Annotated in this window: 21 protein-coding genes and 1 tRNA gene; 9 read left to right on the forward strand and 13 right to left on the reverse strand. The window is 61.9% G+C overall.

Annotated features, from left to right (window positions below; genetic code table 11):
- Nucleotides 1-163: 163 nt before the first annotated feature.
- The 7 genes from KUG85_RS11505 to KUG85_RS11535 all read right to left on the reverse strand — a co-directional run bounded on the left by KUG85_RS11505 (nt 164) and on the right by KUG85_RS11535 (nt 7,354).
- Nucleotides 164-871 (reverse strand): ABC transporter ATP-binding protein, encoded by a 708-nt coding sequence (locus tag KUG85_RS11505; protein ID WP_065818189.1) that lies wholly within the window; start codon nt 869-871, stop codon nt 164-166.
- A gap of 1 nt (nt 872) precedes the next feature.
- Nucleotides 873-1,613, reverse strand: coding sequence for an ABC transporter ATP-binding protein (locus KUG85_RS11510; RefSeq protein ID WP_223005338.1), 741 nt, complete (start codon nt 1,611-1,613; stop codon nt 873-875).
- Nucleotides 1,601-2,566: a branched-chain amino acid ABC transporter permease gene (locus KUG85_RS11515; protein ID WP_223005339.1), complete on the reverse strand. Its 966-nt coding sequence runs from the start codon at nt 2,564-2,566 to the stop codon at nt 1,601-1,603. The genes KUG85_RS11510 and KUG85_RS11515 overlap by 13 nt, the downstream gene beginning before the upstream one ends.
- The gene (locus KUG85_RS11520; RefSeq protein WP_065818187.1) at nt 2,563-3,444 is read right to left on the reverse strand and encodes a branched-chain amino acid ABC transporter permease; all 882 of its coding nucleotides are present in this window, start codon (nt 3,442-3,444) and stop codon (nt 2,563-2,565) included. The genes KUG85_RS11515 and KUG85_RS11520 overlap by 4 nt, the downstream gene beginning before the upstream one ends.
- 140 nt (nt 3,445-3,584) lie before the next feature.
- The gene (locus KUG85_RS11525; protein WP_223005340.1) at nt 3,585-4,889 is read right to left on the reverse strand and encodes an ABC transporter substrate-binding protein; all 1,305 of its coding nucleotides are present in this window, start codon (nt 4,887-4,889) and stop codon (nt 3,585-3,587) included.
- 294 nt (nt 4,890-5,183) lie between these two features.
- The gene (locus tag KUG85_RS11530; RefSeq protein WP_223005341.1) at nt 5,184-6,596 is read right to left on the reverse strand and encodes a hypothetical protein; all 1,413 of its coding nucleotides are present in this window, start codon (nt 6,594-6,596) and stop codon (nt 5,184-5,186) included.
- The gene (locus KUG85_RS11535) at nt 6,593-7,354 is read right to left on the reverse strand and encodes a GntR family transcriptional regulator (RefSeq protein WP_223005342.1); all 762 of its coding nucleotides are present in this window, start codon (nt 7,352-7,354) and stop codon (nt 6,593-6,595) included. Before KUG85_RS11535 ends, KUG85_RS11530 begins: the two co-directional genes overlap by 4 nt.
- A gap of 266 nt (nt 7,355-7,620) precedes the next feature.
- On the opposite strand from KUG85_RS11535, the gene KUG85_RS11540 reads away from it, so the two are divergent.
- The 3 genes from KUG85_RS11540 (at nt 7,621) to KUG85_RS11550 (ending at nt 10,386) form a co-directional block, all read left to right on the forward strand.
- The gene (locus KUG85_RS11540; RefSeq protein WP_223005343.1) at nt 7,621-8,607 is read left to right on the forward strand and encodes an ABC transporter substrate-binding protein; all 987 of its coding nucleotides are present in this window, start codon (nt 7,621-7,623) and stop codon (nt 8,605-8,607) included.
- 61 nt (nt 8,608-8,668) lie between these two features.
- Nucleotides 8,669-9,448: an ABC transporter ATP-binding protein gene (locus tag KUG85_RS11545; protein WP_223005344.1), complete on the forward strand. Its 780-nt coding sequence runs from the start codon at nt 8,669-8,671 to the stop codon at nt 9,446-9,448.
- Between the two features lie 8 nt (nt 9,449-9,456).
- Nucleotides 9,457-10,386, forward strand: coding sequence for an ABC transporter permease (locus KUG85_RS11550; protein ID WP_223005828.1), 930 nt, complete (start codon nt 9,457-9,459; stop codon nt 10,384-10,386).
- An 81-nt stretch (nt 10,387-10,467) separates the two neighbouring features.
- Here the strand turns inward: KUG85_RS11550 and KUG85_RS11555 are convergent, their stop codons facing one another.
- The 4 genes from KUG85_RS11555 to KUG85_RS11570 all read right to left on the reverse strand — a co-directional run bounded on the left by KUG85_RS11555 (nt 10,468) and on the right by KUG85_RS11570 (nt 13,073).
- Entirely contained in the window at nt 10,468-10,668 is a 201-nt protein-coding gene (locus KUG85_RS11555; protein ID WP_065818181.1) for a Trm112 family protein, read from the reverse strand.
- 35 nt (nt 10,669-10,703) lie between these two features.
- Nucleotides 10,704-11,375 (reverse strand): LON peptidase substrate-binding domain-containing protein, encoded by a 672-nt coding sequence (locus KUG85_RS11560; RefSeq protein WP_065818180.1) that lies wholly within the window; start codon nt 11,373-11,375, stop codon nt 10,704-10,706.
- A gap of 66 nt (nt 11,376-11,441) precedes the next feature.
- A complete protein-coding gene (gene trxA, locus KUG85_RS11565) occupies nt 11,442-12,485 on the reverse strand; it encodes a thioredoxin (protein ID WP_223005345.1) in 1,044 nt (347 codons plus the stop codon).
- Nucleotides 12,486-12,575: 90 nt separating this feature from the next.
- Complete coding sequence (locus KUG85_RS11570; protein WP_223005346.1) at nt 12,576-13,073, reverse strand: prolyl-tRNA synthetase associated domain-containing protein; 498 nt, start codon at nt 13,071-13,073, stop codon at nt 12,576-12,578.
- Between the two features lie 215 nt (nt 13,074-13,288).
- Between KUG85_RS11570 and KUG85_RS11575 the strand changes: the two genes are divergently transcribed.
- Nucleotides 13,289-13,363, forward strand: a tRNA-Gly gene (locus KUG85_RS11575).
- A gap of 116 nt (nt 13,364-13,479) precedes the next feature.
- Here the strand turns inward: KUG85_RS11575 and KUG85_RS11580 are convergent.
- Nucleotides 13,480-13,875: a VOC family protein gene (locus KUG85_RS11580; protein WP_223005347.1), complete on the reverse strand. Its 396-nt coding sequence runs from the start codon at nt 13,873-13,875 to the stop codon at nt 13,480-13,482.
- Between the two features lie 160 nt (nt 13,876-14,035).
- On the opposite strand from KUG85_RS11580, the gene KUG85_RS11585 reads away from it, so the two are divergent.
- The 5 genes from KUG85_RS11585 to KUG85_RS11605 all read left to right on the forward strand — a co-directional run bounded on the left by KUG85_RS11585 (nt 14,036) and on the right by KUG85_RS11605 (nt 21,833).
- Nucleotides 14,036-15,046 (forward strand): TAXI family TRAP transporter solute-binding subunit, encoded by a 1,011-nt coding sequence (locus tag KUG85_RS11585; protein ID WP_065818272.1) that lies wholly within the window; start codon nt 14,036-14,038, stop codon nt 15,044-15,046.
- A 107-nt stretch (nt 15,047-15,153) separates the two neighbouring features.
- A complete protein-coding gene (locus KUG85_RS11590) occupies nt 15,154-17,232 on the forward strand; it encodes a TRAP transporter permease (RefSeq protein ID WP_223005348.1) in 2,079 nt (692 codons plus the stop codon).
- Between the two features lie 100 nt (nt 17,233-17,332).
- Nucleotides 17,333-18,304, forward strand: coding sequence for a helix-turn-helix domain-containing protein (locus tag KUG85_RS11595; protein ID WP_007007037.1), 972 nt, complete (start codon nt 17,333-17,335; stop codon nt 18,302-18,304).
- A gap of 82 nt (nt 18,305-18,386) precedes the next feature.
- Nucleotides 18,387-19,820 (forward strand): aldehyde dehydrogenase family protein, encoded by a 1,434-nt coding sequence (locus tag KUG85_RS11600; RefSeq protein WP_255606384.1) that lies wholly within the window; start codon nt 18,387-18,389, stop codon nt 19,818-19,820.
- A 27-nt stretch (nt 19,821-19,847) separates the two neighbouring features.
- Nucleotides 19,848-21,833: a copper amine oxidase gene (locus tag KUG85_RS11605; protein ID WP_223005349.1), complete on the forward strand. Its 1,986-nt coding sequence runs from the start codon at nt 19,848-19,850 to the stop codon at nt 21,831-21,833.
- 128 nt (nt 21,834-21,961) lie between these two features.
- On the opposite strand, the gene KUG85_RS11610 is transcribed toward KUG85_RS11605, so the two are convergent.
- On the reverse strand, nt 21,962-22,444 hold the full coding sequence (locus KUG85_RS11610; RefSeq protein ID WP_223005350.1) for a GlcG/HbpS family heme-binding protein: 483 nt from the start codon (nt 22,442-22,444) through the stop codon (nt 21,962-21,964).
- Nucleotides 22,445-22,509: the final 65 nt, after the last annotated feature.

Consider the following 22,509-nt stretch of genomic DNA (forward strand, 5'->3'; position numbering starts at 1 on the left):
TGGGCTTGCTGAGTTAGGAGCCAAGCGCCCTCGCCCTTCGACAAGCTCAGGATGAGGGCTGTTGAGGCGTAGCGCCCTGTCATCATCTCACATGCGGCAGCGCCAAAGTAGCCCTCATCCTGAGCTTGTCGAAGGGCGAGGGCGCCCGGCACCAACGTCCCGGTCACCCCACCCCCACATAACGGTGCACCATCTCGGGATCGTCGCGCAGCCGCTCGACATCCACCGTCTCGCGGTTGCGCCCGTTCTCGATGAACGCGACCCGGTCCGCCACCGGCAGCACCGCATCCACCCGCTGCTCCACGAGAATGGTGGAGACCCCGCGCTCGCGCAGCCCTGCCACCGTCTCGCGGATGCGCGCGATCATGGAGGGCATCAGCCCTTCCGTCGGCTCATCCAGAAGCAGCACCTGCGGCTCCAGACACAGCGCCCGCGCCATGGCCAGCATTTGCTGCTCGCCGCCGGAAAGCGTGCCGGAGCGCTGCTTCAGACGCTCGCGCAACACAGGGAAGAGATCGAGCACACTGTCGCGCGTGGCAGCGCCCTTGCCGCGCGTCATCAGACCGATCTCGATGTTTTCGCCCACCGTCAGCTCGGAAAAGAGCCGACGTCCCTGCGGCACATAGGCGACCCCCGCCTTCGGCACCTCGTGCGGCGCAAGACTGTTCAACTCCACATCGCCAAGCAGAATGCGCCCGGCGGTGGCAGGCACCAGTCCCATGATCGTCTTCAGCGCGGTCGTCTTGCCCGCGCCATTGCGGCCAAGCAGGCAAAGCACCTCGCCCTGCCGCAATTCCAGATCGAAGCCGCGCAGCACCTGCACATGGCCATAGGCGCTGTCGACATGTTCCATTGTCAGGGCAGCCGTCATCTCAACCTCCGAGATAGGCCTGCTGGACGGCCTGGTTCGCGCGGATTTCGGCAGGTGCGCCCTGCGCGAGAATGCGCCCCTGCTCCATCACCGTGATACGCTCGGCAAGCGCCATGACCACGTCCATATTGTGTTCGATAAGAAGCACCGTTGCCTCCTCGCCGATCTGTCGCACCAGCGCGATGAAATTCTCGATCTCGCTGTCGGAAAGGCCCTGCGTCGGTTCATCGAGGATGAGAAGACGCGGCCGAAGCGCCAGCCCCATCGCCACCTCAAGAAGCCTCTGGTGGCCATAGGAGAGATTGCCGGCCACCTTGTCGGCATAGTCCCCAAGCCCGACCTTCTGCAGCGCGTCCATGCCATGCTCGGTCAAGGCGCGAGAGGAAAGCCCCCTCTCATGATCATCGATCAATTGCCGCTGCACCGCCAGCGCCACATTGTCGAAGGCCGTCAGATTGGCAAACACGCTGGTGATCTGAAACGTGTAGGCGATGCCCGCCCGCACCCGCTTGTGAGCGGGCATGAGCGAAATGTCCTTCCCGTCGAAGACGACGCGCCCATCGGTCGGCGCAACACGCCCGCAGATCAGGCTCACAAAGGTCGTCTTGCCGGCCCCGTTCGGCCCGATGATCGCGTGCGTCTCGCCTTCCGGCAGCGAAAAATCCACGCCATCCACCGCACGCAGCCCGCCGAAGGAGCGGCCAAGCCCATGGGTCTCAAGAAGCGGCTTCACGGCAGCCATGGCAACCACCTTTCACGCACCGTACCGATGATGCCTTTGGGGAAAAACAGGATCACGCCGATCAGCACCAGTCCGACCACCATGAGATGCGCGGTGGTGTAGCTCGACGCCGTATCGATGACATAGAACATGAACAGCGTGCCGATCAGAGGCCCGAGCGTCGTCGCCGCCCCGCCGACCAGCACCCACAGCAGCGGCAGGATGGAATACTGGATTGCCGCAAAGCCTGACCCGACATAGCCGAAGAGCACCGCATAGGCCGCACCCGATGCCGCGCAGAAAAGCCCCGAGAGCACCACCGCCATCAGCTTGTTGGCGAAAACGTCATAGCCCAGCATGCGCATGCGCTCCTCGTTTTCGCGGATGGCGATCAGCGAACGTCCATAGGGCGCGCGCACCACAAACAGGATCGCAGCCAGAACGATCGCGAACAGCGAAAGCGCCACGAGATAGCGCGTCGACGGGTCCGAGAGATCGAGCACCCCGCCGGGAAAGCCCAGAACCCGTGTTTCCTGCGGCAGAACGAGCCCCTCCTCGCCGCGCGTATAGGTCGTGAAATAAAGGGTCATCAGGTAGAAGACCTGCGCGAACATCAGCGTCACGATCATGAACGCCACGCCGGTCGTGCGCAGCGCCAGAAAGCCGACCACAAGCGCCACCACCACGCCGGCGGCAAGCCCGGCGCCAAAGGCCGGCCACACGCTCCATTCCAGATGATAGATGGTCAGCCCGGCTCCATAGAGCCCGGCCGCAAAGAACATCGCATGACCAAGGCTGAGCAGGCCCGTATAGCCAAAGGCGAGATTGTAGCCCATGGCGAAGACGGCCAGCACCAGCACCCGCGCAAACACGCCACGATGATATTCCGGCAGGAGGAAGTTGAGTGCCAGCAGCGCGAGAACCACGCCCACATGCAGCGCAATGGATTTTGTCGAAGGGGTCAGTCTGGTCATCGTGCCGCCGCTCCGAACAGGCCCTGCGGGCGGAACACGAGGATCATGGCGACAGCCAGCGTCGCCAGCATTTTGGCAAGTGTCGGCGAGAAGAACATCGAGATGATGCCATCCGACAGGCCGATCAGCACCGCCGCCAAAACCGTGCCGCGCAGCGATCCCAGACCGCCGATGATCACGACAATGAAGGATAGAAGCAGCGGATCGTGTCCCATCAAATAATGCGCCTGCTGGATCGGCACGATCAGCACGGCGGCAACGGCGGCAAGCCCCGCCCCCAGCGCGAACACGCCGGCATAGACGCGCCCGACCGGAATGCCAAAAGCCTGCGCCGTCTCCCGGTCGAACTGTGTGGCGCGCATGACAAGGCCGATCTTCGTGCGCGTCAGCACAAACCATGTCGCCAGCATCATGACGATCGAAAAGCCGATCACGGCCAGCTTGTAGGCCGAATAGCCGAACCATGGCAGTTGCATGCGATAGTGGAACGGCGCCTCCACCGGTCGCGCTTCGGGCCCGTAGAATGTCAGTGCCAATTGCTGGATGATGTAGAGCAGGCCAATCGTGGCGACGATGGTTGCCTCCGGCTCATACTTCAGCCGGCTCAAAACCAGCCGCTCGGCAACAAAGGCGATGGCGGCGACGACGAGCGGGCTCAGCACCAGCGCCACCATGAAACCGATTGCCGGGTGCCCGCCGAACAGCGAGGCAACCCACCAGGCGAGCACCGCGCCCAGCATGTAGAATTCGCCATGGGCGACATTCACCACGCGCATGACACCGAAGACCAGCGAAAGGCCGAGCGCAATCAGCGACAGGACAGCCGCCGTCACCAGCCCTTCAAGCGTAGCGAGGAGAAAATACGGACCGAAGGCCATTCACAAATGCACTTTCATGAAAGGAGCGGAAGGAGAGCGGCCGAGCCATCCCATGGGAAAGCCGCAACGCTGACATCCCCCTCTCCCCGCCTGCGGGGAGAGGGTAAGAGTGAGGGGCAAACACCGCCCGCCTCGATGTTTTAGAACGACATCGCCGTGTAGTCGGCCTCGGGCTCGTAGGCTCCATCCTCGATGGAGGTGCGGTGCACCACTTCGAGCTTGCCGTCTTTCACCTGGCTGATGTTCTGTTCGCCAAAGACCTGGTGGATCTTGCCGTTGAACAGCTTCTTGCCCTGCGGATGGTCCGGCCCGGCCTCCATTTCGGTCATCGCCTCGGTTGCCTCGATCATCGCGGCGCGGTCATCCGGCCCCTTGTAGTCGCAGGCTTCCATCGATGCCTTGATGATGTTGAGCGTCTCCCAGCAGCCGAACATATGGGCTGCGGTTGAAACATCCTTGGCATCATTCGCGCTGGCGCCATTCTCGTCGATGCCCACGGCCTCACGATAGGCGGTCACATAGTCCGGCTGGTCGGGCTGCGCATAGCGCGGCATGCCTTCCCAGAAATGGCTGCCCTCGAGGAATTCCAGACCCGGGCTTGAGATATCGACGGCTTCGAGCGAATCGATGAAGCCGAAGAGCTGCGGCCCACCGGAGCCGAAGAACTCGCCCATCTCCTTCACAAAGGTCAGCACGGCCGGCCCCACCATCACATGGTAGATCACATCCGTGTCGCGCGGGATCTGCGGGAAATAGCGTGTGAACGACGTTTCGGTCGGCGGGATCGGCACCTTGGCGACCACCTGCCCGCCCTGCGCCTCGATCGCCGGAGTGAAGAAATCGCGGTGATCGTGGCCGAACGCGTAGTCAGGATAGACCAGCGTGACCTTCTTGCCGAGATTGCCGGCGATCCACGGCGCCACGGAGCGCGCCTGCGCCTTCACATCGGTGATGCCCGGCTGCACGCAGTAGCGGTTCATCTTGCCCGAGGCCACGTGATAGCCTTCGCTCACCACGTAATAGGGAATTTTCAGCTCGCCCGCTGCAGGGGCAGAGCCAACCACCACGTGGGAAAACAGCGTGCCGTAGACCAGATCGACCTTGTGCTGATTGGCGAATTTCTCCACCACTTCTGCACCACGCTTCGGGTCGGTGCCATCGTCCTCGATAATGATCTCGAGCGGACGTCCATTGATGCCGCCGGCATCGTTGATGCGCTTGGCAACTGCGGTCGTCACGCGCTCATACCAACGGCCATAGGCCGCACCGATGCCGGTGCGATGGCACTGGAAACCGACCTTGATGGGCTCGGAAGACTGCGCCTGGCCATAGCGCACGAAGCCGGGTGCGGCCACCAGACCCGCCGCGGCTCCCAATCCCTTGAGCGCGGACCTGCGCGTCAGACCGCCGTTTAAATTAATCAGAGACTTGCGATTTTCACTCATGCCGGTTCCCCATTGTTGTGATCGTTTGACCGAGCATTTCCAACGGTTGGAAGCATTTTCCAGCGTCGGAAAAATCACTTGTGTACAAACTAAATCACCAATCCATTCCCTTGGCAACAGGACATGCCCCAAGGGAAACACAGCGATGTTTTAAGCCATTTTGCGCTGCAGCGAAATTGGAAATGGGGGATAAAGGCACGAAGAAACAAAGAGTTACCACGAACCCCTTCAAACCGAAATCACGGGTGCGCCAAAGCGCGCATCAAGAAAATTTATTCCAGCAATCCGGCGTTTTCAGCCAGCGGTGGGGGCGGAAAGCAGCCAGAGGCCAAAAACCGTGTAGCCGACCATCAGGATCGCAAGCGGGATCTGACTGACAGTTGCGAGCCGTGCCGACCCAAAATGCCGATAGGCGATCAGATGCGCCAGAATCACCGCCAGCACATGTCCACCGATGATTGCCACGGCCTGCGCATTCCAGATGATCCAGGCCGATTGCGCTCCGAGCGTTGCGCCCGCCTGAACGTGCATGCCTGCCGTGCCGAACAGGTTCCAGCCACGCATCAACGGGTCCGAGAGCGCCGCGAGCGCATACTGGCTGTTGATGGTAAACCCAACCAGATAGTGCGAGAAGTGATAGGCAAGCGCGATGGGAATGATCGACCACGCGAGAAGCCCCGCCAGCTTCCGCACGCCCCGCTTTCCGGCCAGCCGGCAGCCAAGCCAGACCGCGCCCATGAAACCGGAGAAAAGAAGCCCGAACATCACGACAAGCCCAAGCGAGCTCTCGCCGGTCACCGCCGAGCGACCGGGGAATTCCAGCGGGTTGATCCCGATAAGATCGAACCAGAAAAAAGTGTGTTTGAGCCCGTCGAAGGAAACCGAACTCAAGGCCAGAAGCAGAAAGGCGACACCGGAAAGCGACAGCGCCGCCGCGCCTCCAAGCTTGTGGCCCGGCAGGCCGAGCACCAGCCTCTTTCGCCTGCCCTCCCCGCTCAGGGCGAACAGGGAAAGGCGCGAGAGCATACCGAAAAAGAGCGACAGGAACTCCGCACGTGTGCACCAGCTTTCATGGCCGAACAGGACCATGCCCGCGAAAGTGAAGCCCCAGTAGAGCGAGACCGCCACCGCCAGTCGCTCGGGATCGGCGGGCGCCAGATACACCAGTTCGAACCATGCGAAGCCGAACAGGGTGAGGCAGGCCGGCCAGCGCCCCAGCACTGCTGGTAAAGGCCGGATCCCGCCTTCAGGCAAACCGGCACGCACGAGCATCCGCCACGGCCCATACCATGGGTTGATCCACGCCCAGAGATTGCCGAGCAGTCCCTGCGTGATGGTGACTCCCACCCAGAGCAGGGTCCAGATCACCAGCGGCAATGGGTTGGAGAGTGGATCACGACTACCCTGAAACCCCGCATAGACAATGGCCGCCAGAGCGAGGAAGGACAGGGTGCTGGTTACGGCTCGGCCATCCAGAGGCATGGGAAGAAGCGAAATGCGGCGCGACAGCAGCCGTTCAACGCCCTGAACCGGCAGAAAGACGAGAATGAGAAAGCTCAGGGCAACCGCAAGCATGCCACCGAAGAGATAATAGTCGGTCGGCAGAAGCAGCACATAGCCGCGCTCGGATGCGTGGGCCCACGCCGCACCGCCAGAAAAGCAAAGCGCCGCGCCCGCAGATACGGCACGCCTGCCGATTGCGTTCATGCCTGCGTTCCGGCAGCTCCGGCTGTCATGCCATCCAGATCGGCAAGTGTGAAAACGTCAACGGTCAGCCCCACATGCTCTTTCATCAGTGCCAGCGCCCCCTCCAGATTGCGGTCTAGAGCAAGCTCCATGAGTTGCGTGTGCTGGTCAAGGGACATGGCCGCGTCGAGCGCCTCAATGGCCGCTTCATACCCTTCCTCCGCGCCTGCGGCGGCGCGAAGCGTCGGCGTCACGGTCAGGAAGATGTGATGCCGGCAAAGCTGGCCCCATATCTGGGCGTAAAAATGCTTCAGCCAGGTCGCGTCGGCTGCGGAAAGCAGTGCCTCGTGAAAAGCCTGGTGCTTCTCCACCCAGTCGTGCAGGGCGTCATCGGAAAGCCCCTTTGCCGGTATCTGACAGCGCGACAGGCGGTAATGTGCCGTAACGACTGCAGCCTCCCAGTCGGTACCGCCTTTGCGTATGGATTCTTCCAGAAGCGTGGTTTCAACGGCCAGGCGGGCCTTGGAGAGATCTTCCAGCTCTGCCCGCGAGACGGGCGCAACCGCAAACCCGCGATTGCTTTCGGCAGTAACGAGCCGCTCGGCCTCAAGCCGCGAAAGCGCTTCACGCAATGGCGTCCAGCCAAACCCATAGGTCTTGCGCAGCGCAGCGATCCGCAATGGCGCGCCCGGCATCAGCCGTGTCGCCAGAATGTCGCGCCGAAGCTGATGATACGCCGCTTCGGTCTTCGTCAGCGGCTCCGCGTCATCCACCACCATATGCTGCAATTCTGCTCCTCCTCGGGAACAAAAGTATATATAATTCCCGATCCATTCAACGATTATATATAGTGTTTGACAGACATTGCCCCGGCGATATGATGGCCTTTCAAACGGATGGGGAGGACCCGCATGTGACATGCGGAGCGCCGTCCGGCAAGGAGTGCTGCGGGAAACCGGGCAATCTCTGATTTTATGTAGGGCGAGGACGCAGCCGCCAGGCTGCTCCCGATTTGCAGGCCCTTGAGGCCCCTGGGAGGAATGACATGACGGTAAAATCACGCTTATCGCTGCGCGGCATTGTGGCTGCTGGCGCGGTGGTTCTCGGCCTCGGCGCCGCCAGCGCCGAGCCGATTCGCATCGGCATTGCAAATTTCGGTGAGCACCCGCAGCTCAACACGGCGATCCAGGGCTTCAAGGACGCCCTTGCCGCCGGCGGTTACGAAGAAGGCAAGGATGTCGTCTATTCCGAGAGCCACACCAATTTCGATGCCTCGCTCGTCCCGCAGATGATCGCCAAGCTTCAGGCCGAGGGTCCGGCCCTCATGTACACCGTGACGACGCCTGTATCCCAGATCGCCAAGAAGGCGCTTGCCGGTTCCGGCATTCCGATCGTCTTTTCCGCCGTCACCGATCCGGTGGCCGCCAAGCTTGTTCCTTCCTGGGAAGCCGGCGATGAAGGCATGACCGGCGCCACCGACCTGCAGGACGTTGCCGCCGTCATGGAGTTTGCCAAGAAGCTCGTTCCGGATGCAAAGCGCATCGGCCAACCCTACAATCCGGGCGAGGCCAACGACGTGGCGCTGCTTGAGAAAGTTCAGGAAGCCGCTCCGACTGCCGGCTTCGAGGTCGTGCCCGTGGGCGTCGACAATGTGAACGACATTCAGCAGCGCATCGCGTCGCTCGCCGGCAAGGCCGATGTAATCTATACGCCCGCCTCCAACCTGCTCCAGCCGGCCATTGCCGCCGTTTCCGCTGCCGCGCGGCAGGCCGGCATCCCGATCATCAACTCCGATGATGGCGCCGTGTCCGACGGCGTGGTTCCGGCAAGCTTTGCCGTGAACTACCAGCAGGTCGGCCTCAATGCCGGCAAGATCGCACTGCAGATTCTCGACGGCACGGACCCCAAGTCGATCCCGCCGGTCAATCCGGCCTATGAGGACCACGCGCCGCGCATCTCGAAAAAGGCCATGGCTGCCTTCGGCCTCGATATTCCTGAAGAGTTCGCCGACTGCGACTGCATCGTCGACTGACACGGCAAAAAATCAGGACGCGGCGTCCCATGGACGCCGCGTCAACTTCAAGGAGGCGCCGGTGCTGGAAATTCGTGCCGCACGCAAAGTGTTCTACCGGGGACAACCCGACGAAAAGATCGCCCTGAACGGGCTCGACCTCACCCTCAAAACTGGCGAATTCGGCGTCGTGATCGGCTCAAACGGGGCGGGCAAGAGCAGCATGCTCAACGCCATTTCCGGATCGCTCTCGCTCGATTCGGGCCAGATTCTCATCAATGGCGACGACATAACCGCTTTGCCGGTGCACAAGCGCGCCAAGCGCATTGCACGCGTGTTTCAGGACCCCATGCTTGGCACCGCCGCCAGCATGACGGTGGCCGAAAACATGCTGCTTGCCGAATTACGCAACTCCAGGCGCACCCTTCGCCACGGTCTCAACGCAAAGCGATTGACCGACTACCGCGAGCGCCTGGCCATTTTGGGCCTCGGCCTTGAGGACCGTCTCAACACCCGTGTCGATCTTCTGTCCGGTGGGCAGCGCCAGTCCCTCTCGCTCATCATGGCCGTGGGCGGCTCGCCTGATCTGCTGCTCCTTGACGAGCACACGGCAGCGCTCGATCCGCGCACCGCAGACATCGTGATGGACGCGACCGTTCGCGCTGTGGAGGCACTCAAGCTGACCACACTCATGGTCACCCACAACATGCAGCATGCCGTCGATTTCGGCCACCGCGTCATCATGCTCAATGCCGGCCGTGTGCATCTGGAAATCGGCGGGGAAGAAAAGGCCGATGTGACCGTGCCCGACCTGATCGGCCATTTCGCCACCAAGACCGACAGCATGTTGCTCGCGAGCTGACCCCGATGATCGATTTTCTGCAAACCACTCTGACGAGCTTCGTCGCACTCATCCCGGTCACGCTCGCGCAAAGCCTGATCCTCGGCTTCGTCGTCGCCGGCATCATGATTCCCTTCCGCATGCTGAGCTTTCCCGATCTCACCAGCGAAGGCGCGTTCCCGCTCGGCGGCTGCGTCTGCGGCGTGGCGCTCGCCTCCGGCTTCGATCCGCTCTCGGCCATCGGACTGGCACTACTCACCGGCTTCGTCGCCGGCTGCTGCACCGCCTTTATCCATCTGCGCTTCCGCATCCACACGCTTCTGGCCGGCATTCTCGTGATGACCATGCTTTACAGCGTGAACCTGCGCATCATGGGCCGTTCCAACCTCTCCGTGTTCGGCACGGAAACCATCTTCGACTGGGTGCCGTTCGTGCAACCGGGCTTCCCGCTCGCCAAGATCATTGCGGTGGGCGTCATCACGCTCGCCATATTTCTGGCGCTCAACTTCTTCTTCACGACGGAGAAGGGCACGGCGGTTCGTGCCGTTGGCGCCAACCCGGTCATGGCCGAAGCACAGGGCATCAATGTCTGGGCAGCAACCATTGGCGGCATCGGCCTTGCCGGCGCGTTCTCCGCCTTCAGCGGCGCACTGATGGTGCAGTCGCAGGGCTTCGCCGATGTGAACATGGGCCTCGGCATCCTCATCAACGGCCTTGCGGCCCTGATGATCGGCGAAGCCATAGTCGGCAAGGCGACCGTGTGGCGGCAGCTCCTCGCACCCTTCGCCGGCGCGATGGTCTACTACCAGCTTGTCTCGCTGTGCCTGGCGGCAGGCATGCCCCCACCGGACCTGAAGCTCGCCACCGGCGCATTCGTGCTTCTAATGCTCGCCCTGCCCACGCTGCGCGCCACGCGCGGCCGGCAGGCGGCAACACCGCGTGAGAGCTTCCGCGAGTAGAAAACTCCGGGCACGGCCTCGAAGCATTGATGGGGAAATCAGATAGAGCGGTTGATCGTTTCCATGAAACGGTGAGCCGCTCTATTCGAGGGGCCGCGCCTCCGAGGGCAGCATGATGGGAATTCCGTCGCGGACGGGATACGCAAGTTTCGCGCTCTTCGAGATCAACTCGCTGTTCTCCGAGTCCCAGCGCAACGCGCCCTTGGTCAACGGACAGACAAGAAGTTCCAGAAGCTTGGGGTCCAGCGCAGTCCCGTTTCTTTCTTCACCTTCATCCTGCATCACAAACGCTCCAGTTTCCACGTCAGGCCCGCTCTCTACTGGAGCCGGTGCTCTGTCTCGCCATCGCCCTGCGCCAAAACGATCTCGGTTATGGCGATCAGCGTGTCCGCGCGCGTTTTGAGATCGGGCGCTTCAAGCAATGCCTGCTTTTCGGCCGGACCATACGGCACCATCATGGAAAGCGCATTGACGAGGCTTGCATCCTCGGCCTGGTGCACACTGTCCCAGTCCGCTTCCAGATTGTTGGCGTCGAGATAGGCGCGCAACGCCTTCAACAGGGCGCCACGATCCACCTGCTGCTCATCGGCACTGTCATGCAGATCCGCCTCGAATGGCAGAATACGGCACTGGCGGAACGGGGTCCTGACCTTGAGTTCTTCCAGCACCCTGAAGCGGCAGATGCCGATCAGGGTTATGAGATAGCGCCCGTCGCCCGTTTCGGAAACAGAGCCCAGTCGCCCGACACATCCCACGTCGCAGAGCTCAGGCTCTCCGTCAGCCCTCTTCGCCCCGTCGAGACGCGGCTGCACCATGCCGATCAAGCGCGTTCCAGACAGCGCATGGTCCGTCATCGCGAGATAGCGCGGTTCAAAGATGTTCAGCGGTAATCGCCCACCTGGCAAAAGCAGAGCCGCCGACAACGGAAACACGGGAATCACACTGTCGATATCGCGACCGCTGCGATACGAGGTATTGCCTGCCTTCACATGACGTCTCCCGATCTTTAACCGATATCTGGAGCAGTCTTCTCAATAGGCAAATAATCGAAAGACTTATGAGAACAGCAGCGACGACAGTTTGCGCCGTGCAGACAGCGTCGCCGGGTCCGAAGCGCCCCACGCCTCAAAGAATTTGAGAAGCTGCGCCCGCGCGCCGTCTTCGTTCCATTCGCGATCCTTGCGCACAATGGTCAGCAGACTTTCGGCAGCCGCCGCACGGTCACCCTTGGCATTCTGAAGAAGCGCCAGGTCGAAACGCGCCTGATGGTCGTTCGGATCTGTGGCCAGGCGTTGCTCCAGCGCCGCGCTGTCGCCCAGATCGGCCACCTGCTCGGCAAGCGCCATCTTGGCCTGCACGGCTGCAATGGGAGCCGCCTCCCTGTGCTTCTCCGGCACCTTCGCCAGCACCTGCGCGGCCTGTTCCTTCTGCCCCGCCTCGAAGAGCAGATCGGCCAGGCCTCCGATGGCATCGACATTTTCAGGCTCGCGCTGAAGAACAGCCGAATAGATTTGCGCAGCCATCTGCTGGTCGCCACTGGCAACGGCTTCTTTCGCCGCTTCGAGCGCTCCCGCGATCTCGTCGCCGCCGGCTCCGGCCACCAGTTTGTCGATAAACGCCTTGACCTGGCTTTCGGGCAACGCGCCCATGAAGCCATCCACCGGCTGTCCGTCCTTGAAGGCGAAGACCGCAGGGATCGACTGCACACCAAGCTGGCCGGCAATGGCGGGATGCTCGTCAATGTTCATCTTCACGAGCTTCACCTTGCCACCAGCCGCGCGCACCGCATTTTCGATAATCGGCGTCAACTGCTTGCATGGCCCGCACCAGGGCGCCCAGAAATCGACCAGCACGGGCTGATTGCGCGATTCCTGAATGACATCGGCCGTAAAACCGGCGGTCGTCGTGTCCTTGATCAGGTCAGCGGCCGGCGTCTGCGGTGAGTCGGAAAGTGAAAAGCCCTGACCAGCCGGAGCCCCAGGGGCCGAAACAGGAGCCGAAACAGGCGTCTCCCCACCAAAATCGACCTTGGTGGTATACTGTGCAGCCCCTGCACCATAATTGTCAGGCTTGCCGTATGGATTGTCGCCGTTGGTCATAAAGGCCCCTTCTCTGCTTCCGTCCGGCGCGGCCTGCAGGGTGTGCCGGTCAGCCGATAGAATACGTTCCGTCGCCACAAATGTTGGCGATCACTCTGTCACTTTCAAGACAAGCGGCTGATGCTCGACCGCTTCAAGAAAACGCATGAGATCATCGCGACCGATCGAAGTTGTCGCCTCGTTGGTCAGCGGATGCGCGTTGATGATGTCATTGTCCATCAAATCCGCGTCGAGCACCACTGTCACCCTGTGTTGATCGTCATTGACGATGCCGAACACAGTGACAGACCCCGGCTCCACTCCAAGATATTCCATGAGCTTGTCCGGCTTGCCAAACGAAACACGGCTCGCCGCTCCGATCTTATGGTGGATCGTCTTGAGGTCGACCTGCGCGTCCTCATCGACAGTGACAAGAAAGAAATTGTCTTTTTTGTCCTTGAGAAAGAGGTTCTTCGTATGGCCGCCGGGAATCTCGCCCCGAAGGGACTGCGAATCGGAAACTGTGAAAAGCGCCGGATGCCGATGGGTCTCAGCCTCAATGCCAAGTTTTCCCAGGAATTCCAGCAGCGCTTCGGGTGATTTCGGCACGACCGACCCTCATGAAGTCGAAGTTCTTTCCGCCACGGTCGTAACCGTACCGGCCCCGTAGACGCAAGCCCCGCAGGAGCGGAAAGCGGCAGTGCAGGCACGCCGTGCCCATTGTTGGATACGGTTTTGAAAAAAGCGCATTATGGCTGTCGATTTCCTGTTGCATTTGCCGGCGAGATCAGACTATAAGCGCGCCGTCGGAAGCGACAAGCCGAGCGGGCGTAGCTCAGGGGTAGAGCACAACCTTGCCAAGGTTGGGGTCGTGAGTTCGAATCTCATCGCCCGCTCCAGTTTTCCTTACGACAGATCAGCTTTCAGGCTCGGGTCTCCCGGGCCTTTTTGCTGTCTTGGGCTGGAAACCACGCCAGGCAGCATGTCTCCTCCAGCCCATATATCGGTTGCTTACTCAGCGATAGCGCCCGTGCTTCTGCAACACTTCAATCTTGTATCCATCGGGGTCCTGCACGAAGAAAAAACGAGCCAGCAACGTGCCCTCGCGCTCAAAGGCGACAATATCGCGCGGCGCCAGTCCGGCAGCCTTAAACCGCGCATGCTCGGCATCGAGATCATCCACCGCAACCGCCAGATGACCATAGCCGTCGCCCGGATCGTAAGGTTCCGTCCGTCCTTTATTGACAGTCAGCTCGACCTCGAAATCGGCCTCGGCATTGCGCAGGTAAACGAGCGTGAAGCCCTCAAAGTCGAAACGATCTGCGACATCGAGGCCGAAAGCCGTCTTGTAGAAAGCGACCGATTTCTCCTCATTGACGACGCGGATCATGGTGTGAATGCACTTGGCCAAAATTGTCTCCTGACAGATCGTTTCCTGAACGCGTCCCGATAGCCGAGTCGCGGTATAATTGTGATGCACCCGTCCATTTGTGGGCTATCAAAGATTGATGGCCGGCTTTATGAATGCTAGCTCACGCAAGGTTACATATTTTATTTTCCGGGAGGATCACGTGAACAGACGGCGTTTTGCGATCATTGGTGCGGTTTTATGCGGTCTGGCCGCCAGCGGTGTGGCGCTTGCCCAGCAGCCGCAGTTTTTCCGCATAGGCACCGGCGGCACCGCCGGCACTTATTACCCGATTGGCGGCCTCATCGCCAATGCCATTTCCAATCCTCCCGGCTCGCGTGCCTGTGACGAAGGCGGATCCTGCGGCGTGCCCGGCCTTATCGCCACGGCGCTGTCGGCCAATGGATCGGTCGCCAATGTGAACGCCATCGCCGGCGGTTCGCTCGAATCCGGTTTCTCACAGTCGGACGTTGCCACCTGGGCGCATAGCGGCACCGGCATCTGGGAAGACCGTGACCCGGTTGAGAAGCTGCGCGCAATCGCCAATCTCTATCCCGAGACGATCCACCTCGTCGCCAGCGCCGAAAGCGGCATCGACAGCGTGGACGATCTCGCCGGCAAGCGCGTCTCGCTCGATGAGCCTGGCTCCGGAACGCTCGTCGACGCCCGCATCATCCTCAATGCATACGGCCTTTCCGAGGAAGATGTGGAAGCGCATTACCTGAAGCCCGATCAAGCCGCCGAGCGCATGCGCGACGGCGCCATGGACGCCTTCTTCTTCGTTGGCGGCTTCCCTGCCGGCGCCATTGCCGAACTGGCCAGCCAGCACGACATCACGCTCGTCTCCATTGCCGGCGACGAAGCGGACAAGGTGACTGGCGAGCATGGCTTCTTCGCCGCCAACACCGTTCCCGCCGGCACCTACGAAGGTGTCGACCAGGACGTCACCACGCTTTCGGTCGGTGCCCAGTGGATCACCAGCGCTGACCAGCCCGAAGAACTGATTTACGAGATCACCAAGGCGCTGTGGAACGACAACACCCGCAAGCTTCTGGATGCCGGCCATCTCAAGGGCCGCCAGATCACGCTCGATACGGCACTCGATGGCGTTGGCATTCCGCTGCATCCGGGCGCCGAGAAGTTCTATCGTGAAGCGGGCGTCCTGGGCGAGTAACGCCCGACCCACATGAACGCTGAAATCCGGACCCGACCTGTGCCCGCAGGCCGGGTCCGTCGCTTTCGGCGCAAGAAACAAGGTGATCTCCAGAGAGGCAAGGCAGGATGGCACACCCATCTGAAACCGAGCGCGCGGAAGCGCTGACCGAAGAGGAAATGAAGGCGCTCGAGGAGCGTTTTGATTCAGAAATTCGCTTCCGGCCCCTGCCGCCGCTGCTTGGCTGGATCGCCGGTGGCGCGCTGTTCGTCCTCTCCTGCTATCACTACTACACGGCGGGTTACGGCATTCCGCAGGCGACAACGCATCGCGGCCTGCATCTGGCCTTCACCCTTGCCCTGATATTCGTCTTCTTCGCCGTGTGGCACCAGCCGCGCGAGCCGCGCCGCGGGCTGCTTGCCCCGCTTGGCATGCCCCTTCTCGACTGGGTGTTTGCCATCGCGGGTGCGGTGTCAGCACTCTACATCCCCTGGATATTCAACGAACTGGCCTTCCGCGTCGGCGATCCGCTTCCCATCGACGTCGTCATGGGCACGGTGCTGATCGTCGTTCTGCTGGAAGCAACGCGCCGCGCCATGGGCTGGCCCCTGCCTGTCATCGCCCTTCTGTTCATCGCCTATGCCTATTTCGGTCAGTCGATGCCCGGCATTCTCGCCCACCCGGGCGCAAGCTGGGACAACATCGTCAACCATCTCTATCTGACCAGCCAGGGCATCTATGGTACCGCTCTCGGCGTCATCTCGACCTACGTGTTCCATTTCGTGCTGTTCGGCGTCCTCGCCACACGCATCGGCCTTGGTCAGCTTTTCATCGACCTCGCCTCGGCCCTGGCCGGGCGCTATTCGGGCGGACCGGCCAAGGTTTCGGTTCTCTCCTCCGCCATGCTCGGTTCGATCTCCGGCTCCTCCATTGCCAACACGGTAACAACAGGCTCGCTCACCATTCCGGCGATGATCCGCATCGGCTATCCGCGCCATTTCGCAGCCGCAGTGGAAGCCGCAAGCTCCACCGGCGGGCAGATCACCCCGCCGGTCATGGGCGCGGTCGCCTTTCTCATGATCGAATATCTGGGCGTGCCGCTCACCACCATTCTGACGGCTGCCCTCGTGCCTGCCTTCATGCATTTCTTCGGTGTTCTCGTGCAGGTGCATCTGGAAGCGCGCCGCCGTGGCCTGCGCGGCCTCACGAAAGACGAGCTTCCCGTCGCCTGGACCGTCTTCAAGGCCGGCTGGCTCACCACGCTCCCGCTTTTCGTTCTGGTCGCCATTCTGCTTTCGGGCAAGACCCCTTATCTCGCTGCCTTCTGGGGCATCACGGCCTGTCTTCTGGTCCTCGTCATCCAGAATTTCATCCGCCACGATATCAGGACCGCCATCACCGAAAGCATCCGCGAGACCTGGGAGGGTTTTGTCGTCGGTGCGAAATACTCGCTCTCGGTCACGGCCGCTGCAGCCCTTGTCGGCGTCATCATCGGCGTTGTCACCCTCACCGGCGTCGGCTTCAAGATCGCCTATATGGTCACATCCGTTGCCGCCGGCTGGGCGCAGAGCGTGGCAGACAGCCTCGCATTCCTGCCCTTCGAACTCTTCAGCGTCGCCACGCTCACCCTGCTCTTCACCCTGATCATGACCGCAGTTGTCTGCGTGCTGATGGGCTGCGGCATCCCCACCACGGCAAACTATCTGATCATGATCGCCGTCGCGGCCCCGATCCTCAACCTGCTCGGCGTCGAACCGATCGTGGCCCACTTCTTCGTGTTCTATTTCGGCGTTCTGGCAGACATCACCCCGCCGGTGGCGCTGGCGGCCTATGCGGCGGCCGGCATCGCCGGAGCCAACGCCTTCAAGGCCGGCAACACCGCCTTCCGGCTCGGCATGGGCAAGGCGCTGGTGCCGTTCGTCTTCGTCTTTTCGCCCTCCATGCTGCTCGTCACCGACAGCTTCACCTGGAACGAGTTCTTCCTGGCGACCATCGGCGCAATGCTTGGGATCTGGATGCTGTCGGCGGCGTTCTCAAGCTGGCTGTTTGCGCCGCTGCGCGTCTATGAGCGGCTGCTGCTCGCGCTCTCCGCCATCCTCTTTGTCGCACCGGATCTCTACGCCACCCTGGCCGGCGCCATCATCGCTCTGCCGGTGTTTTTGCGACAGATGGCGGGACACCGGGAAGCGAGCGCCTCCAGTTCCTGAAAACCGGAACACACGCCCGGCTTGCCGAGCTGTTGAAAGCTGATTACGCTTCCCCCCGCCCTTATCCGCATGGAGAGCGGATAAGGGCGGGAGGTAATTTATGCTGTCTGACGAGACAAACAGCCTGGCACCGCTCGATGCCTTCCAGGCTGGTGTACGCAATGTTTGCGGGCAGTTTCTGGTGTCGCCGCCGGATGGCGCACGCGACATGCGCGGGCTCATCACATTGAAACAGCGTCAGGCGCTGGCCGTGGCGGTCGTGCGCAACAGCGCCGCGCGCATCAACCGGGACTGGCGCTGCATCCGGCAGGATTCCGCCGAGCACCTCTTTCTCGTCCTGCAGAAATCGGGACATTCGGTCATGCGGCAGGGCGATGCCGATGTGCGTCTGGCACCCGGCGACTTCATCATGATCGATTCGGCCTATCCGTCGCGCTTTCTCTATGGCGACAGCGGCAGCCTGCAATATTCCGTCCACCTGAACCGCTCCGAATTTGCTCACCGTTTCGGCACCGCGGCCCTTGGCGGCTGCCCGATCCCGGGCTCCACCGAGATCGGCATGGCCCTCCGCGCCACCATCGATCGCCTCGTCAATTCCGAGGACGCCGCCGCCGCGCAGCAACACTTCATCGGCGAAGCCTTCTTCAATCTGATGGGCGCCTATCTCTGCGGTCTCGAAGCCGGCACTCTGGCCTCCGCCCGAACCAGCGACGAACTGCTCGTCACCAAGGCGCGTGCCTATATCCGCCAGCGCTTCCGCGATCCCGCATGCACACCAGCCAGCGTCGCATCGGCCATGGGGGTCAGCCTGCGCGCCCTGCAGCGCCGGTTCCAGGCTGCGGGCTTGTCCCTGTCCGAGTGCCTTATCGCCACACGGCTCGATTATGTCTGCAACCGTCTTATGGCCCAGAAGAGTGCCGGCACTTCGGAGCGCATTTCCACCATCGCCTTTGACGCGGGTTTCAACGACCTGTCCTATTTCAACCGCCAGTTCCGGGCGCGTTTCAGGGTCCCGCCCGGCGAATACCGCCTTCACGCAGCGACGTCATCGGCCAAGAACCCGACGCAATAGTCCAAGACCGTTGGCCGAATGCGCCTCCACTATGACCGATTGATGCCGCCTGAAATGCGGCGCTATCGGGAGGAGGAAGACAATGGCCGATACGGCAAAGGAAGCAACCAGCGATCCGTTCTACAACATCATCAACGGGCGTGCGACGCCGGGCGCAGAGACGTTTCCCGTGCTCGATCCAGCCAATGGCGCACTGGTAGGCCATATGCCGCTCGGCACGCCGGGTGACCTTGATGATGCCGTAGAAGCCGCACGCAATGCATTCCCCGGCTGGGCCGCCACCAGCGATGCCGACCGAAAGGCCGCCTGCCTGAAGATTGCAGACCTCGTCGAGCAGAGCATTCCCGGGCTTGCCCCGCTGCTGACCGCCGAGCAGGGCAAGCCCATTGGCGGTTTCGGCTCACAGTGGGAAATCGGAGCCGCCGCCGCTTGGACACGGCACACCGCAAGCCTCGAACTGCCGGTCTCCGTCCTGCAAGACAACAATGAGGGCCGCGTGGAGGTTCACCGCAAGCCCATCGGCGTGGTTGGCTCCATCACACCATGGAACTTCCCGGTGCTGATCGCCGCCTGGCACATCATTCCCGCCGTGCGCGCCGGCAATTGCGTGGTCATCAAGCCCTCGCCCAACACACCGCTCGCCACGATCCGTTTCGTCGAGATCATCAACGAGGTGCTGCCGGCCGGCGTGGTCAACATCGTGTGTGGCGCAGATGAAATCGGCGCGGCCATGTCCGCCCATCCCGGCATCGACAAGATGGTGTTCACCGGCTCCACCGGCACTGGCCGCAAGATCATGGCCTCGGCCGCCGAAACGGTGAAGCGCCTGACGCTGGAACTCGGCGGCAATGATGCAGCCATCGTGCTGCCCGACGTCGACCCGCAGGCCGTCGCCGAAGGGCTTTTCTGGGGCGCGTTCCTCAACAACGGCCAGACCTGCGCCTGCATCAAACGGCTCTATGTGCATGACAGCATCTATGACGCCGTCTGCGATGCACTCTCGGCACTCGCCGCCGCCATTCCCATGGGCGACGGACGGCAGGACGGCGTCGCCCTCGGCCCGGTGCAGAACGCCATGCAGTTCGAGCGCGTGAAAGAGCTGGTCGAGGAGGCAAAAGCTTCAGGCGCACGCATTCTCACCGGCGGCGCACCCTCCGGCGGACCCGGCTATTTCTACCCCGCCACCATCGTCGCCGATGCCCAACACGGCATGCGCCTTGTCGATGAAGAGCAGTTCGGCCCGGTTCTGCCGGTCATCCGCTACACGGATGTGGAGGCCGTGATCGCACGCGCCAACGACAATCCGAACGGGCTTGGCGGCTCGGTCTGGTCGCAGGACACCGAACGCGCGAAGGCGCTGGCGCTGCAACTCGAATGCGGCACCGCATGGATCAACAAGCACGGCATGATCCAGCCCAACGCCCCCTTTGGCGGCATCAAGCAATCCGGCGTCGGCGTGCAGTTCGCCGAGGCGGGGCTGATGGAGAACACCGTCGGCCAGACCCTGATCATGTAACGGCACGGTTCAAGAGGAGGAGACACGATGAAGAGACACTTATCCACCACCTGCGCGGCCATGGCGCTGACCGTCTTATGCGGCGGCGCTCTGGCTCACCCACTGGACGGCCTGTCGAAGGAGGAGATCGCAGAGGTCGTCACCATCATGAAATCCGATGACCGGATTTCCGACGAGGCCCGCTTTCCGCTGATCGAGCTGAAAGAGCCGGAAAAGGCCGAAGTGCTTGCCTGGAAAGAAGGCGATGAAGGCCCCCGCGCCGCCACCGTCCATGTCATCTCGGGCGACGAGACCTACAAGGCCGAGGTCGATCTCGTTTCCGGTGAAATCAGCGATTTCGGCGCCATTGGCGGCCAGCACATGGTGCTTCTGGAAGAATTCATCGGGGCCATGGATCTGGCGCTTTCCGACGAAAACTTTGTCGCTGCCCTCGCAAAGCGCGACCTGGAGCCCGGAGACGTGTTCTGCCTGCCGCTGACAGCCGGCTCGTTCGACATGGAGGCGGAAGCCGGCCAGCGTCTGATGAAGGTGCCCTGCTACGTCAATCCGACCGGCTCCAACTTCTACGCCAAGCCCATTGAGGGGCTTTACGCCGTGGTCGATCTCGCCGGAAAATCCGTGGTCGAAGTGATCGACAATGGCGTCGTCCCGGTGCCGCAGGATGCCTGGGGCTACATGGAAGAAGAGGTCGAGGCGCGCACGGGCGCACTGCGGCCCGAAAGCAATCCCGCCACGCTGCGTCAGGAAGGCGATCCCAATTTCACCATCGACGGAAGCATGGTGAACTGGGACATCTGGCGCTTTCGCTGGCGCGTCGACAAGCGCCCCGGCGTGGTTCTCTCCAACATCGAGGTCAATGACCGCGACGACTGGCGCTCGGTGCTCTACCAGGCCCATCTGTCGGAAGTCTTCGTGCCCTATATGGACCCGGACGAAGGCTGGTACTGGCGCACCTATATGGACAGCGGCGAATATGGCTTCGGCATCTTCCTGAGCCCGCTGCGCGCGGGCGTGGACTGCCCTTCCTATGCGCGCTTCCTGCCCGCCACCGTGCATGACGATCTGGGCAACCCGATCGAAATCCCGGATGCGTTATGCATCTTCGAGCGCAATATCGGCGATCCCGTCTGGCGGCATTACGAGATATTCGCCCAGAGCGAGGAACAGTCCGTGCCGGCGGAAGGCCGCCCCGCAAGCGAGCTGGTCGTGCGCTCCGCCTCGCAGGTGGGCAATTACGACTATCTCATCGACTATGTGTTCGAGCAGAACGGGCGCATTCGCGTGATGGTCGGCGCAACCGGCCTCGATGCGGTGAAGGGTGTTGCTTCCACCTCCATGGAGGATGCAACCGCCGAACAGGAAACCCGCTACGGCACACTGATCGTGCCCAATCTGGTCGCGCCGAATCACGACCACTTCTTCAACTTCCGGCTCGATTTCGACATCGACGGCCAGGACAATGTCTTCATGCGCACCGGCCTCGTGAAGGGCGACATGCCCGATGGCGTGCCGCGCCGCTCCATGTGGGTGACCGAGGCAAAAATGCCGAAGACCGAAATGGAAGCGCGCTATCGCGTAAACCCGGCAACGCCGGCCATGTATCACATCATGAACATGGGCCGGAAAATCGGCGTCGGGCATGCGCCGGGTTACATGATCCTGCCGCAGAACAGCGTCGCCTACAGCCCGCTGGACACAGAGAACGACCCGCCCGCAAAGCGCAACGCCTATATCGACTACACGTTCTGGAACACGCCCTATGTGGCCAGCGAACGCTATGCCGGCGGCGAATACGCTTTCCAGAGCGACGGGTCGGACACGCTGGCCGAGTGGGTGAAGCAGGACCGCAGCATCGACAACACCGACATCGTGACCTGGTACACGATGGGCTTCCATCATGTGCCGCAGATGGAGGACTGGCCGGTCATGTCGACCATGTGGAAGGGCATCACGCTAAAACCCTACAACTTCTTCCCGCACAATCCGGCGCTCACCGTGCGACTGCCCAAATAGGCCAGAGCATCGGACCGAAAAGTGGAATCCGGTTTTCGGTCCGATGCTCCATCAATAAATCAGACCGCAGAAACGAAGAGAGGCGCGACCGAAAGGCCGCGCCTCTTCTGTTCAACCCGTATGGGTTATTATTCGGCGCCGATGGCGTCGAGACCGGCGCGGGCGCAGGTGGCGTCAATGTCGCCCGAAGGCGCGCCGCCGACACCGATGCCCGCAACCAGAGCGCCACCGATGCGCACCGGCAGACCACCGGCCTGGATCACCAGACGGGAATCCATGTCGCGCAGGCCGTCATTCTGCGGGTTCTCGCCGATGAAATTCGCCAGACCTGCCGTGTCGCGGCCAAGGCTTGCGGAGGTGAAGGCCTTGCCGATGCCGCTGCCGGTCGTGTGCGGGCCGGAATTGTCGGCTTTCAAAAGAACCTTGGTCGCACCGCTTCGTTCCACCACGGCAACGCTCACCGCGTAGCCTTCAGCGGCACAGGCGTCGAGCGCAGCCTGGGCGGCCTTCTGCGCCATGTCGAGCGGCAGGTAGGGCGCGGTCGGCAGATCCTGGGCCGATGCCGCGGTTGCGGCCAGAAGCGTAGCGGAAAGAACAGTCGATCGGATCATCGGAAACTCCATGGTTTTTGATGTTCCGTTCTCTAGCAATTCGCCCGGTGGCACCGCATCGGTAG

Source organism: Nitratireductor rhodophyticola (assembly GCF_019891355.1).
Taxonomy (GTDB): Bacteria; Pseudomonadota; Alphaproteobacteria; order Rhizobiales; family Rhizobiaceae; genus Nitratireductor; species Nitratireductor rhodophyticola.

Excerpts from the sequence above, each read along its gene's own strand:
- KUG85_RS11505 (WP_065818189.1), bottom strand. The coding sequence starts at position 871 with ATGACGGCTGCCCTGACAATGGAACATGTCGACAGCGCCTATGGCCAT.
- KUG85_RS11510 (WP_223005338.1), bottom strand. The coding sequence starts at position 1,613 with ATGGCTGCCGTGAAGCCGCTTCTTGAGACCCATGGGCTTGGCCGCTCC.
- KUG85_RS11515 (WP_223005339.1), bottom strand. The coding sequence starts at position 2,566 with ATGACCAGACTGACCCCTTCGACAAAATCCATTGCGCTGCATGTGGGC.
- KUG85_RS11520 (WP_065818187.1), bottom strand. The coding sequence starts at position 3,444 with ATGGCCTTCGGTCCGTATTTTCTCCTCGCTACGCTTGAAGGGCTGGTG.
- KUG85_RS11525 (WP_223005340.1), bottom strand. The coding sequence starts at position 4,889 with ATGAGTGAAAATCGCAAGTCTCTGATTAATTTAAACGGCGGTCTGACG.
- KUG85_RS11530 (WP_223005341.1), bottom strand. The coding sequence starts at position 6,596 with ATGAACGCAATCGGCAGGCGTGCCGTATCTGCGGGCGCGGCGCTTTGC.
- KUG85_RS11535 (WP_223005342.1), bottom strand. The coding sequence starts at position 7,354 with ATGGTGGTGGATGACGCGGAGCCGCTGACGAAGACCGAAGCGGCGTAT.
- KUG85_RS11540 (WP_223005343.1), top strand. The coding sequence starts at position 7,621 with ATGACGGTAAAATCACGCTTATCGCTGCGCGGCATTGTGGCTGCTGGC.
- KUG85_RS11555 (WP_065818181.1), bottom strand. The coding sequence starts at position 10,668 with ATGCAGGATGAAGGTGAAGAAAGAAACGGGACTGCGCTGGACCCCAAG.
- trxA (WP_223005345.1), bottom strand. The coding sequence starts at position 12,485 with ATGACCAACGGCGACAATCCATACGGCAAGCCTGACAATTATGGTGCA.
- KUG85_RS11590 (WP_223005348.1), top strand. The coding sequence starts at position 15,154 with ATGGCACACCCATCTGAAACCGAGCGCGCGGAAGCGCTGACCGAAGAG.
- KUG85_RS11595 (WP_007007037.1), top strand. The coding sequence starts at position 17,333 with ATGCTGTCTGACGAGACAAACAGCCTGGCACCGCTCGATGCCTTCCAG.
- KUG85_RS11600 (WP_255606384.1), top strand. The coding sequence starts at position 18,387 with ATGGCCGATACGGCAAAGGAAGCAACCAGCGATCCGTTCTACAACATC.
- KUG85_RS11605 (WP_223005349.1), top strand. The coding sequence starts at position 19,848 with ATGAAGAGACACTTATCCACCACCTGCGCGGCCATGGCGCTGACCGTC.
- KUG85_RS11610 (WP_223005350.1), bottom strand. The coding sequence starts at position 22,444 with ATGATCCGATCGACTGTTCTTTCCGCTACGCTTCTGGCCGCAACCGCG.